The 13,132-nt window shown below is 58.9% G+C and carries 11 protein-coding genes; 2 read left to right on the top strand and 9 right to left on the bottom strand.

Features of this window, described 5'->3' with window-relative positions; all coding sequences use genetic code 11:
- Positions 1-112: 112 nt before the first annotated feature.
- The 5 genes from BLS41_RS34280 to BLS41_RS34300 form a co-directional block, all read right to left on the bottom strand.
- Positions 113-868, bottom strand: a complete 756-nt coding sequence (locus BLS41_RS34280) for an SDR family NAD(P)-dependent oxidoreductase (RefSeq protein WP_253189877.1) — start codon at positions 866-868, stop codon at positions 113-115.
- Entirely contained in the window at positions 865-1,392 is a 528-nt protein-coding gene (locus tag BLS41_RS34285; RefSeq protein WP_074772397.1) for a 2,4'-dihydroxyacetophenone dioxygenase family protein, read from the bottom strand. The genes BLS41_RS34280 and BLS41_RS34285 overlap by 4 nt, the downstream gene beginning before the upstream one ends.
- Positions 1,393-1,515: 123 nt before the next feature.
- Positions 1,516-2,814, bottom strand: a complete 1,299-nt coding sequence (locus BLS41_RS34290) for an MFS transporter (protein WP_074772399.1) — start codon at positions 2,812-2,814, stop codon at positions 1,516-1,518.
- A 48-nt stretch (positions 2,815-2,862) separates the two neighbouring features.
- A complete protein-coding gene (locus BLS41_RS34295; RefSeq protein WP_074772401.1) occupies positions 2,863-4,413 on the bottom strand; it encodes a UxaA family hydrolase in 1,551 nt (516 codons plus the stop codon).
- A 347-nt stretch (positions 4,414-4,760) separates the two neighbouring features.
- Positions 4,761-5,651, bottom strand: a complete 891-nt coding sequence (locus tag BLS41_RS34300; protein ID WP_074772403.1) for a LysR substrate-binding domain-containing protein — start codon at positions 5,649-5,651, stop codon at positions 4,761-4,763.
- A 266-nt stretch (positions 5,652-5,917) separates the two neighbouring features.
- On the opposite strand from BLS41_RS34300, the gene BLS41_RS34305 reads away from it, so the two are divergent.
- Positions 5,918-6,112, top strand: a complete 195-nt coding sequence (locus BLS41_RS34305) for a hypothetical protein (RefSeq protein ID WP_143026461.1) — start codon at positions 5,918-5,920, stop codon at positions 6,110-6,112.
- A 107-nt stretch (positions 6,113-6,219) separates the two neighbouring features.
- Here BLS41_RS34305 and dld read toward each other — a convergent pair whose 3' ends face one another.
- The 4 genes from dld to BLS41_RS34325 are packed head-to-tail and all read right to left on the bottom strand — an operon-like array spanning position 6,220 to position 11,943.
- Entirely contained in the window at positions 6,220-7,923 is a 1,704-nt protein-coding gene (gene dld, locus BLS41_RS34310; RefSeq protein ID WP_074772407.1) for a D-lactate dehydrogenase, read from the bottom strand.
- A 51-nt stretch (positions 7,924-7,974) separates the two neighbouring features.
- Positions 7,975-9,330 carry an MFS transporter gene (locus BLS41_RS34315; protein WP_074772409.1) on the bottom strand — a complete coding sequence of 452 codons (1,356 nt, stop codon included), beginning with the start codon at positions 9,328-9,330 and terminating at the stop codon, positions 7,975-7,977.
- A 59-nt stretch (positions 9,331-9,389) separates the two neighbouring features.
- Positions 9,390-10,976, bottom strand: a complete 1,587-nt coding sequence (locus BLS41_RS34320) for an aldehyde dehydrogenase (NADP(+)) (protein WP_074772411.1) — start codon at positions 10,974-10,976, stop codon at positions 9,390-9,392.
- 37 nt (positions 10,977-11,013) lie between these two features.
- Positions 11,014-11,943 carry a dihydrodipicolinate synthase family protein gene (locus tag BLS41_RS34325; RefSeq protein WP_074772413.1) on the bottom strand — a complete coding sequence of 310 codons (930 nt, stop codon included), beginning with the start codon at positions 11,941-11,943 and terminating at the stop codon, positions 11,014-11,016.
- 91 nt (positions 11,944-12,034) lie between these two features.
- On the opposite strand from BLS41_RS34325, the gene BLS41_RS34330 reads away from it, so the two are divergent.
- A complete protein-coding gene (locus BLS41_RS34330; RefSeq protein ID WP_083380226.1) occupies positions 12,035-13,117 on the top strand; it encodes a LysR family transcriptional regulator in 1,083 nt (360 codons plus the stop codon).
- Positions 13,118-13,132: the final 15 nt, after the last annotated feature.

Raw genomic sequence — 13,132 nt, forward strand, 5'->3', positions numbered from 1 at the left:
CGATCGCTGCAGGATTAGGCCAGGAACGGAGGGAGATTGTGGTCGAGCGTCTCCCCCGTTCAAGGACACAGGAAGTATTTCCGGCCGCGATATTAACGCGTCAGAGATCGTTCTAGTAAGTAGCGCGTCCACCTGATAGATCGAAAATCGCGCCCGTACTGAACGAGCACGAATCAGAGCAGAGCCAGAGTGCGAGTTGGGCGACCTCTTCTGAAGTACCGAGTCTGCCCATTGGGCTTTTGTCGATCATCGTCTGGACATGCGCAGGCGACATCTGGGCCAGTAGCGGTGTCTCGACGGCGGCCGGCGCAATGCCGTTCACAAGGATTCCGCTTTTTGCCAGCTCTTTCCCAAGTGCTTTAGTCATGGCGATCACGCCGGCTTTTGCCGCACTGTAAGCAGAAGCGTTCGCCGTGCCTTCCTTACCCGCGAGCGACGCGACGTTTACGATTCGTCCCGTGCCGGCCTTTCGCATGTGCGAAACGACGAGTCGGCTCACATGGTAGGTGCCGACCAGATTGACCTCGACGATTCTCTGCCATTCGATCGGGTCATATTGGTCCAGCGGTGCTGTCGAGCCGGCGAATCCCGCATTGTTCACGAGATAGTCAATGCGGCCATACCGTTCGAGCGTGTCCGCTATTGCTGCCTCGATCGAATCGGGTTGCGTAATGTCGACCATGAAATGCGCCGGTGCATTTGATGTACTGACGTCGCCTGCAATTCGATCCCAGTTGGCGGTAGACGCACCGTTCTGAGCGAAGCCATCGGAAATCGCGCGACCGATACCTCCGCCTGCACCGGTTACGACCGCAACTCGCCCGGAGAAATCGTAGGTTGCAAAAGTGTGAGCCAATGGCTGAGTCATCGAATGAATTGCTCCACGTAATCTTCGCCCAGCCCGACTGCGGAGTAATGCTTGCGGCACATATCTATCTTTGTAAAAACGTCTTCATAGCCGGTGTAATTGCCGTACGGATCGCAATAGAACATCACGCCGTTGACCTGAAAATACGTAATCATTTCTTCGACATCCTCCGGCACATATAGCGTGTGCGTTTCACCGGGGGGTTCGTAGACGTAGCTTCCTTCCGTGGCGGTCCACTCGTGTTCAAGGTACTTCCATCGACCTTTCAACACCATCCCGTGCACACCCTGTGGATGACGATGCCGGCTCAGCACGCCTGATTTGCGCACGCGCAGGAGATTCATCCAGTAGCCCTGCGATGCATTCAGGCATAGCGGGCGAAACGAAACATTTTCAGCTTGCGGCACCCAGACCCGCTCATCGGTGGGAATGGCGAAAGGTACGACGACCTCTTGCTGTGCCTCCTTTGGGAAAGGCAACTGGTAGGGCGTCATAGGCGAATACTGTTCAACGACATTAGTCATATTGAGGGTCGGTAGTAGTTCAGATCGTGGTGGCTCATCCGCAAGATCGTGACCCGGCGGGAGAGGCGGAAAGAGTGATCAGCGGTCGTCGGAATACCGGCTTGCGCTGGCCCGTCCGGTGGTTCACGGCGTCTGTGTTTGTCCCTCAAACGGAGGGTTTGAGGGTTTTAATTTGAGTGGCTCGATATCGCCGAGGACGAATAGATAGGAAGCCGCGCCGATCAGGCAGATGATGCCGCCAACGACGAGCGGAACAACAAACGAACCGTGCGTCAGGGAGACCATCAAGCCGGTGAACGTCGCAATGCAGATGCCCGCGAGATTGGCCGCAAAGTTCTGGATGCCCGCAATCGATGCAACAAATTCCTTGCTGGGCGCGACATCGGCGGGGAGGCTCCAGATGTTGGCGCCTGTAAAGGCAATTGCGGAATACGACAGGCAGAAGAGGGCCATCGCGGCTGTGCTCGATTCGACAAACGCTGCGAGGGCGATCGACGACGACGTCAGCATGCCGCCGACCAGACAGATCTTGCGCGCAGTCGTGACCGACCAGCCCGCACGAATCAGCCTGTCGGAGAGATAGCCGCCGAGATAGCCGCCCGGAATCGCACATAAAGCGGGCAGAGTTCCAAACGTTCCCAGATGCGGAAGCGAGAAGCCGCGCGCCTGAATCAGGTAGGTCGGGAACCACGTAACGAAAAAGTAGTTCGCGAAGTTCAGGCAGAAGAAGCCGATCATGCAGCCCCAGATAGTCCTGAAACGGAACAGGTCGAGCCACCCGATTTTCGGCGAACTGGACGCACTGTGTTGACCGCGCGCTGTGTCGGCGGGGCTTCCGGAGGCGACAAACGCTTCCTCCTGTGCATTGGGATGGCGATAGACGAGCAGCCAGACGACGATCCAGACGAATCCCAAACCACCGGAAATCACAAACGAAGCGCGCCAGCCGAGCATGCCAACGATTGCGGTGACGATGGGCAGCGCAAGCGCCGCCCCGACGCGTGAGCCGCTATCGAAGATGCTGCTGGCGATGCCCCGTTCATGCACCGGGAACCACCGTCCAGCCACTTTCGCGTTGGCCGGGTAACCACCCGATTCACCTACGCCGAGCAGCAGACGAATAAATACAAGGCCGGATACACTCTTCATGCCGGCCGTCAACATCGTGCAAAGCGACCACCATGCGACGACACCCGCATAGATCCTGCGCTCGCCGAAACGGTCGATCAGCCACCCTGCCGGCATCTGCATCGCGGCATAAGTCCAGAAGAATGCGCCCAGGATGAGGCCCATTGCGGTCGAACTGATGTGCAGATCCTGTTGAATAAAAGGAACCGCAACTCCGAGATTCGCCCGGTCGATGTAATTGACGGCCGTGGCAGCAAAGCACAGGGCAATCATTACCCAACGAGATTTCGACATCATTGTCTCCGATATATTTCTTGATTTACTTGCGGACCACGTGGCGAATTACATGATTGCGCCTTTAATCCACGGCACGAATTCGAGGTTTCCGTATCCGAAGTTTTCGCTCTTCGTCTTCTCCCCCGAGGCCATGCGCAGAATCTGCTGGTAGATTCTTTCGCCCACTTCTTCGAGGCTTTCCGTACCGGAAACAATGCCGCCGCAGTTCACGTCGATGTCTTCTTCCTGACGTTGCCACAGTGCGTCATTCGAGCAAAGCTTCATTGACGGAACCGGCTTGCACCCGAACGCGGAGCCGCGGCCGGTGGTAAAGCACAGCAGGTTTGCGCCACCTGCCACTTGACCGGTCACCGCCATCGGGTCGTAACCCGGTGTATCCATGAAGACCAGACCTTTGGCAAGAACTGGCTCGGCATATTCATAAACGTCGACAAGCGGTGTCGTGCCGGCTTTTGCAATACCGCCCAGCGATTTTTCGAGGATCGTGGTCAGGCCGCCAGCTTTATTGCCGGCCGACGGATTGTTGTTCATTTCACTACCGGTGCGACTGCAGTAGTCTTCCCACCATTCGATTCGCTTGATGAGTTTGTCGCCCACTTCCTTGCTGACTGCCCGATGCGTCAGCAGATGTTCCGCACCATAAATCTCGGACGTCTCCGACAAAATCGCAGTGCCTCCCTGCGCAACGATCCTGTCGACCGCATAGCCGAGAGCTGGGTTTGCGGAAATACCCGAGTAGCTGTCCGAACCGCCACATTCGAGAGCGAGAATGATCTCCGATACGTTCGCGGGTGTGCGCTCGACCTGATTGGCCGCGGGCAGCATCTGTTCGATCAGCGCAATGCCTTCCTTGATCGCCTTTTGAGTACCGCCGGCACCCTGGATCGTCATCGAGCGCAAGCGATCGTTTTCTTGCATGCCCGAGAACTGGAACAGGTCGGCAATCTGGTTCGATTCGCAGCCGAGTCCCACTACCAGCACCGCCGCAAAATTTGGATGCTTTGCGTAACCGGTCAAGGTTCTGCGGAGCGTGGCCATCGTCTCGGTCTTCGCGCCAATGCCACAACCAAAGTTTTGTGTGAGCGCCACGACGCCGTCCACGTTGGGGAACTGCTCTTCAATTCGCGACTGGAAGTGGCTTTCGATCGCTCGTGCAACGGTGGCGCTGCAGTTAACGGTGGTCAGAATGCCGATAAAGTTGCGGGTCGCAACCCGTCCGTCGGCTCGTCGAATTCCCATGAACGTATCGGAGCGGGCACCGGGCGCCAATGCGGCTGGTTGTGCGGGCGTCCGTTTTTCGGCTGCCTCTTCGAGCGCACGATCGAAGTCCTCCATGCACAGGTTGTGCAGATGCACATGTTCGCCTGCCGCGATGTCGTTCGACGCAAAACCAATGACCTGACCATAACGTTTGACCAGCTGCCCTTTTGGAACCGCATGCAGGGCGAGCTTGTGCCCTGCGGGAATATCCTGCTGGGCAACGATTCCGTAAGGTTCGAGAAGCGCGCCTTTCGTGATCGCGGTACGGGCGATTCCGACAGTGTCGGCCGCGTGGAGGCGAATAACCGGGGAAACCTGCTCGATGACGTCTTGCATTCAAAAGCTCCAGTCGAAGTCCGTCATCCGACCTTTGCATCAGTCGGAGAGGCCTGGCTTAAATAGTCGATAGATCACGCGTTTATTCGCGCGACGAAACGGGAATCACGTTGCTGAAGAGCGCTTAAGCTCGCACAGGGCAGCAGGAAAGAGGATGTCGGACGGGCACGTTTCGTCTCCAGAAGAATGGGGATTTGCCCCGTCCCGGAGAAAAGGCGCTGCGCCTCACCGAAACGGGTTTCTTATTTATCGTGCCTACATTGGAGCATCGCGGGGACCGCTCCGTCCATTTCAGACTTTACATGCTGAGATTCAAAAATTGAATCACCGCAGTCACTGCAGTTGGACTAGTTAAGATCGGATTGACTGACAAGTTCGAGGATGCGCTGGGTCACCGGCTCTTCGTTGTCGGTCCGGTACGCGGCATAGAGTTCAGAAGAGACGAATGCAGGCAGTTCGATGGGCTTGAACACGACCGAAGGGAACTGGAGTTGTGCCGCTGAGCGCGGCACAAGCGCAAGTCCAAGTCCGGCACTCACGAGGGAGAGAATCGTATGATCCTGGGGCACATATTGCACGAACTGTGGCGTCACACCGGTCGTGTGGAACATGTCCATCAGCATCTCGTGGAAGTAGCGGCCAGTGGTTGGCGCATACATCACAAAAGCCTGCTCGTGAAGAGCGCCGAGTTCAACCTCGGCATTCGCTGCCAGTGGATGCGAGTCGGGCATCGCGAGGATCATCGGTTCGCGCAGGATACGCTGGAGGTGCAAATGCGGCCTCGGGACGCGGCGCCTGATAACGCCCAAGTCGATCCGTCGACCCTCCAGGGCATCCAGTTGGTCGTCTGAACTGAGCTCCTGCAATACGAGTTCGAGGCCAGGGTAGTCCCTGCGGACGCGCTTCACGATGTTTGGCAGCCAGTAGTAGCTGGCCGCGGGGACGAATCCGAGCACCAGCGTTCCGCTGCTTCCTTCAGCCGCACGGCGCGCAGCAACCGCGGCGGCTTCGCTTCTTCTGATCAGGAACTCCGCTTCGGCGAGAAACACGCGACCTGCTGCCGTGAGGCGAGCGCCACGACGATTGCGTTCCAGTAATCGCGTGCCGATTTCCTCTTCCAGCAATTGAATTTGCCGGGTAAGCGGTGGCTGAGTCATGTTCAAGCGTTCGGCGGCTTTTCCGAAGTGCAGTTCTGTTGCGACGGCAACGAAGCAGCGAAGCTGGAATAGTTGGAACATGTTGATACCGGCGCCGATAGAGGGGAGGTCCTACAAAAATCTATTGTGACGCCTGATGGAGGTGATTGGAAGGCGGGTTGGATCGGGCGCAGGTTGCACGCAGGCAAGCCGCCTGTGTGGCAATGATCCGCCCAAGCGCGCGGGTTTGTCTTTGCATTCTCGTTAGCGAACTTCTGGGTTGATACTGGCGTCCAGTCACCCGGAATCGCGGGCGATGCCATGTCCCTGCGTTTGAGAAGTTGTCGCCGGGACTGGCGATCAAGACCATGACCGCTGACTGGAACGGTGCAAGTCTCGCCGAACTAGAAACCTTCAATGACGGTCGTAAAACACCGATCGAGATCCGTCAGTCCAACCATCTGCAATCGTTTGGAGCGGAACCATCGCGCTATCAAGCGCCGAACGAGGGCTATGCCGAGATCCAAAAATTTTCGCCGCGCCCGGATCCGGGCGGGTATTGATATTGTGCAAATGATCGGAAGGATAGACGAAATGTGCTTTGGGAACCCATCCGTCCATCGATCATTTCCATTTCCTGTGACTGACTGCGACAAGACCATAAGCCTCTCTATTCGCGGTAATTCGCCCACGCGTAGTTCCGCGAGGTTTTCCCGACACCTGGGTTGAACGAGTTCGTAGGATCCATTAAGCGGAAAAATGCCTCCTGCTCGCACGACGCCGCGTAGATCTGTCCAACGTTGTGCTCGGCTGGGTATCTGGCACCGAGGCCATTCAGTCGCTCGAGAATCTCCTTCTTGAGCGCCTCGCAATCTTCGCCCTTCTTCACCAGGTACTCCTGGTGCAGCACGTGACAGAAGAAATGACCGCAATACATGGTGTACTCGATTTTCTCGGCGATGTGCCGCGGTAGCCGCTCGAACCAATCTCGAGTATTGCGGGGAAGGGCGATATCCAGCGCGAGAATATCTTCGACAGTGCGAGAGTGCACGGCCCGATAGCGGGTCATGGCACCGCCAACGGCAAAGCGATTGAGGAAAGCCGCGCCACCCTCCTTCTCGCTACACTCGATGTAACCTCCGTGTTGGCTCGGAAAACGAGTCTGCAGATAATTGCGGGCTTCCTCGATTCCGGGGCCGCCCATTTTCAGCAGCAGATGATGCTCATACGTGTCGCGGAACGCATTAAGGCGAGGTGGCAAGTGGTCCGGAAAGAGTCGCATCGCCAACTGGAGAAAATGGTCGCTGATCGTTCCACTGAAGCCGAATTTTTCGCATATGCCGTCGAAGCGACTCTTCAGACCGAATGCCAGCGGGATCTTGTCTGTTCCAAACTTCTGGATGAACAGGAAGAGGTCCTTGCCGTATTTCTTACTCAGATCGTAGGCAGAACGGTGCATGTATTCGCCGGCGATCGGCAGTGAGTCGAAGCCGGTGAGAATGTCTCTGCGCAGCGACTCCAGTTCAGCCGGATCATTGCTGCCGATGTAAAAAACCTGGGCCTCCTTGTCGGCCGCGAACGTATCGAGGCGTACCGCGAAGACAGCAAGTTTTCCGGCAGAGCCCGATGCTTCATACAGACGACGGGGGTCCCCGTTAAAGCGTGCCGGAGAACTGGAATCCACATCGCGCACATGCTGGCCGTACTCATGGTCGGAGGCATAGCGGCCGGTGTCGAACTGGATGCACTCTTCCGGGATTTCTCCTGCATCGAGTCGTCCGAGGATTTCTTCCGGCGAAGATCCTAGATCGATTCCGAGGTGGTTGACCAACCGCAGTTGCGCATCCTTGTCGATCTGCGCATACAGCGCCAGTTGGGTGTAGGCGGGGCCGCGTTGAATCAGCGAACCGCCTGAGTTATTGCAGATGCCACCCGCGACCGATGCGCCAATGCAACTGGAGCCAATCACCGAGTGAGGTTCACGGCCCAGCGGGCGCAGCGTTTTCTCGAGCTGGTTTAGCGTGACGCCAGGCTGGGAGACGATTTGCCGGCCCTCTGCGATGAGCTTGAGCCGGCTCAGGCGCATGGTGTTGATAATGACCACCGGCCGGCCGCCATAGCCTTCGGGCACCGGCGTGGAACCACCCGTGAGCCCGGTATTGGCCGCCTGGCAGATAACGACGAATTTCTCGGCGTGGCAAGACTGGAGGACTCGCCACATCTCCAGAAGCGTGCCAGGCAGAATGACGGCAAGGGCATCGCCGCCACCATACCGGAACCCGTTCCGATACCTTCTGGTCCTGGTCGGGCTCGTCAGGACATGGTTTTTGCCGACAAGCAGACCGATCGAAGCAATGAAATCTTGGGAGGACATACGCAAATGCGAAATTCGCGGGCGTCGGGGTGCGAAAGCCCGCGATGTGGACTAGGCCCGGGTTGCGGCCGGAGAGGACTTTGCCGTTCCGGGAACCAGGTGTTTGAGTTTGCCAGCCATCAGGGCACCCGAAAGAATCATACAGGCCCCCAGAAAAACGAGGCCGAAGTATGCGCCGCCGAAGATGTCGGACAGATAGCCGAGAACATAGGGGCCGATGAGGCCGCCGAGGTTGCCGAAACCGTTGATGGCGGCAAGCCCTGCGGCTACTGCTGCGCCCTTGAGAATGGAGCCCGGAAAACTCCAGAATAGCGCGTTCGCGCTCATGGCCGCGCCAATCGCGATGGCCATGGTGATGACCGTGACCGCCACGCTCTGGTGGAACATGGCGCTGGCAGTCAACCCCAATCCCGCGATGGCTGCGCACCATCCGGCGTAGCTGTGGCGCTTGTTGAGCCGTTCAGCACGGCGTGTAACCAGAACCATGATCGTCATGCCGATTACGTAGGGAATCGCAGTGACGAGGCCGACGTTCAGCAGTGACTTGATACCGGTTTCCTTGACGATGGTAGGCATCCAGAAATTAACGCCGTAAATGCCGATGACGAGGAGCAGGTAGATCGCCGAAAGCAGCCAGAGCGACGGATAGGCGGCAAGTTCGCGTAGGGGCATGTCGACCTTGGTGGCATTTTCCTTGTTCAACCGGTGCTTCAACTCGGTCTTCTCGGACGCATCGAGCCAGCGTGCTTCATCGATTCCGTTGTCCAGATAGAAGAAAATCACGATACCCAGCACCACGGCCGGAAGCGCTTCGACGACGAACAGCCACTGCCACCCCTGCATGATCTGCGAGTTGGCGAAATACGTCATCAGGGCGCCGCTCAACGGTGCACCCAGGATGAAGGACACAGGCTGCGCGGTCAGCAGCAAGGCCATTACCCGGGCGTGGATCGACGACGTGAACCAGTAGTTGAAATACAGAATGATGCCTGGGAAAAACCCCGCCTCGGCGACGCCAAGCAGGAAGCGCAGTACGTAAAAAGCGGTGTCCGGTTTCACGCCGAAGAAAGACGCGATGGGGCCAATGAAGGCCATTGCGCCGGACAGGACGCCCCACGTGACCATGATGCGGGCGATCCAGATACGTGCGCCGACGCGATGCAGGATCAGGTTGCTCGGCACCTCGAACAGGAAATACCCCAGGAAAAAGATCCCGGCACCGAAACCATAGGCCGCGCTGGAGAGCCCCAGGTCAGCGGACATCTGCAGCTTGGCAAAGCCGACGTTGACCCGATCGAGATAGGAGACCACATAGGCCATCACGATCAGCGGAAGAATCCGCCAGAGGATCTTGCGATAGAGGGGGTCGATGACGGCTGTGCCGGGTGATGTCGAAAGGTTATTCATAGAGGGTCTCCGTTGAAATTTTTGTTGGCGCGTGTCCGGCCTCTGTTGCGCAGGAGGCTTCAACCCTTCGTCATGTCGCCATCCACCAGCCTCCAGAACCCCAGCGGGTTGGCGCGTTGCAGCGCTGCTGGCAGCAGTTCGTCGGGCAGGTCCTGATAGCAGACCGGACGCAGGAAACGGTCGATAGCGCTCGCGCCTACCGACGTGTACATCGCGTTCGATGTCGACGGGAACGGGCCGCCGTGGACCATCGCGTGACTGACTTCCACACCGGTCGGGAAGCCGTTGGCCAGGATGCGGCCAGCCTTGCGTTCAAGTACCGGCAGGAGCTTTCTGGCCAGCTCGTAATCGGCCGCGTCGATCTGCAGCGCGGCGGTCAACTGGCCTTCGAGATGCTCGGCCACCGCCAGCAGTTCTTCCATGTTCTTTGCACGGACGACGATCGATGCCGGACCGAACATCTCCGATTCCAGATCGGGATTGCTCAACAGTCGCTGCGCATCCGTGACATAGAGGGCGGCTTGTGCGGAATTGGGTTGGCCGTCCGTGCCAGTGCCTGCGGCCACTTTCTCGACACCGGCTACGGCTTCCACCTTCGCCAAGCCGACGCGATAGGCTTCGTGGATGCCGGGCGTCAGCATGACCTGTGAGCCCTTGCTTGCCAGAGATTCGCTGGCGGCCTGCACGAAGCGTTGCAGATCCGGCCCGTCGATGGCCAGTGCCAGACCCGGGTTGGTACAGAACTGGCCTGCGCCCATGGCCAGCGAATCGGCAAAGCCCCGGCCGATAGCTTCTGCCCGGCTGGCCAGGGCGGCAGGCATCAAGAACACCGGATTGATGCTTGCCATCTCGGCATACACAGGAATCGGCTCGGGACGGGCGTTGGCGATCGCGACCAGAGCCAGGCCGCCCTGGCGCGAACCGGTAAAACCCACGGCCTTGATGGCGGGGTGCGCCACCAGCGCTTCACCGAGTTTGCGGCCGGCGCCGATCAGCAGAGAGAACACGCCCTCGGGTAGCTGCTGTTCCCGCGCTGCCTTCTGGATTGCACGGCCGACCAGTTCAGAGGTGCCCAGGTGCGCGCTATGCGCCTTCACGATGACCGGCGCGCCGGCGGCCAGAGCCGAAGCCGTATCGCCGCCGGCAACGGAGAAGGCCAGCGGGAAGTTGCTCGCGCCGAACACGGCCACTGGGCCCAGCGGTACCTTGGCGAGACGCAGGTCCGCGCGCGGCAGGGGCTGGCGATCGGGCTGGGCCGTGTCCACGGTTGCATCGAGGAAAAGGCCGTCTCGCACGATCCTGGCGAACAGGCGCAACTGTCCGACCGTGCGACCGCGCTCGCCGTTCAGTCGAGCCAGCGGCAGACCGGTTTCGGCATGGGCGCGCTCGATCAAGGTGTCGCCCAGCGCCAGAATATTCTCGGCGATGGCTTCCAGGAAGGCAGCGCGACGCTCTAGCGGCAACGCCCGGTAGGGGTCGAAGGCGGCAGCCGCCAGGCTGGCCGCGCGTTCGACTTCGGCGCTCCCACCCAGTCCGAAGCTGGGCTGGGCAATCTCGGTGTTGGTAGTCGGGTTGAACGCGCGTTGGTTGCCTTCGGTGCCGCGCACGGCTGAAGAACCGATGAGCATGTCGCCGGTGAGAGTCATGGAAATTCCTTTGTGATGGACAGAGATACGGCGGGGCTCAACGACCCCATCGAAGCACCAGCGGATTTAGCCGATGAGCGATATCGATCAGCTGGCGGCGCACTTCGGGATGCATGTGCGGCCACGGCGAACGCGGTGTTTCGCAGGCGATCACGCCGCCTTCTTTCATCAGAGCTTTGGCCGCGAGAAAACCGGCCTGGCGGTTCTCATGATTGATGAGTGGCAGCCAGCGCTGGTACTCCGCAAAGGCCTTGTCCTTGTCGCCGGTGCGATGGGCTTCAATGATGGGTCTGATGCCATCGGCAAAGGCGCCCCCAGTCATAGAACCCGTGGCGCCCGCCTCAAGGTCGGCCAGCAGCGTGATGGCTTCTTCGCCATCCCACGGACCTTCGATCGCGCTGCCGCCCAGTTCGATCAACTCGCGCAGCTTGCCTGCGGCGCCCGCGGTCTCCAGTTTGAAATAGCTCACCTGCTCGATCTCGCGGGCCATTCTGGCTAGCAGGGCAGTCGACAGAAGCGTACCTGCGGCGGGTGCGTCCTGAACCATGATGGGAATGTCGACGGCGTCCGAGATTCCCCGGAAGAAGGCTTCGATTGCAGCTTCGCCGAAGCGGAAGGTCGCGCCGTGATACGGCGGCATCACCATCACCATGGCCGCGCCCATATCCTCCGCGCGCCGGCTGCGCTCGGCGCAGATTCTGGTGCTGGTATGCGTCGTAGTCACGATGACCGGCACGCGGCCGGCCACATGCTCCAGCGAGATGCGGGTGAGGACCTCGCGTTCATCGTCCGACACGAGGAACTGCTCGGAGAAGTTGGCTAGGATGCAAAGGCCGTCCACACCTGAATCGATCATGAAATCGAGGCAGCGTTTCTGACTGTTCAGATCAAGGGAGCCGTCTTCATGGAAGGTGGTCGGTACGACGGGAAAAATACCGCGATAACGAGGACTAACGTGTGCCGGCATGGAATTGCTCGATAGCTTTTTATGGATACGGGTGAAGATGCCGGGTGCTTTCAGGAAGAAGTTAGCCGGTTAAATTGCTCGCCGATTGCCCATGGACGGCTTCTTTTTCGACCACGGAAACGGACGCCTCGAAGTCTATAATCGAGCCGGTTGCCACACCTATGCGGCTTTCAGGGTAAAAATCTACAAGATGGCATCTCCGTATAAACCCGAAGACGGTGCGCATGAGTTGGCAAGCCTGCATTCCATCGGATCGCGGCTCAAGTTTCGCCAGCTCAAACTGCTGCTGGCGATCGAAGACCTGGGCTCGGTGCACCAGGCGGCCCGCATGCTGCACATGTCGCAGCCCGGCGCGAGCAAAGCGCTCAAGGAAATTGAAGAGGCCTTGGGCCTTACCTTGTTTGCCCGCTCAGCGCAGGGGCTGATGGCCACGGACATGGGGCGTTGCGTGATCCGGCACGCTCGCTTGATGTACGCGAGCCTCTCGCACATGCACGAGGAACTGGAAGACATTTCCCGGGGTGGCGGGCGCCGGATTGCCGTGGGGACGATTCCCGGTGGCCTGGCGCGACTGCTGGTGGATGCTCTGCTTCAATTCCGGGCGCTCCATCCCTTCGTCAATGTCGAGCTTTACGAGGACACTAGCGTGCGGCTGCTGGAGCAGTTGCAAAGCGGCGCGATCGATGTAGCGTTGTGCCGAACCTCGGTGTCCGCCCATCCGTCTCTGTTTCATTTCGAATGGCTCCAGGAGGAGCAGGTCGGGGTGGTGGTATCGCCTCAGCATCCACTGACCCGGAAGTCGGAGGTCACCTGGCAGGACACCGCTGACTATCCCTGGGTGCTTTTCCCCAGCCATACGCCGTTGCGGACCTTGCTGGAGCGCGAGGCGGCCAATCAGAATATTGTCATCAGCCGCAGCCATATCGAAGCCTCGTCGACTTTCGCCACAGCTTTGCTATTGAGCAAGAGCGATACGCTGATCGCGCTTCTTACGAAGGAAAGCATAGATTTCTTCGAAACCACGAAGGTATTGAAAGCCTTGCCGATACGCTTTACTGCAAGTGCCGAACCTTTTGGAATCGTGACCCGGGCAGGCCCGGTCAATAATCCTAACGTAGCCAAACTTTGTGAATGTTTGCGCTGGACTCGGCAACGGCAGCTTGACGCAACATGACTCGGACACGTGTCT

It is taken from the genome of Paraburkholderia fungorum (genome assembly GCF_900099835.1).
Classification (GTDB): domain Bacteria; phylum Pseudomonadota; class Gammaproteobacteria; order Burkholderiales; family Burkholderiaceae; genus Paraburkholderia; species Paraburkholderia fungorum_A.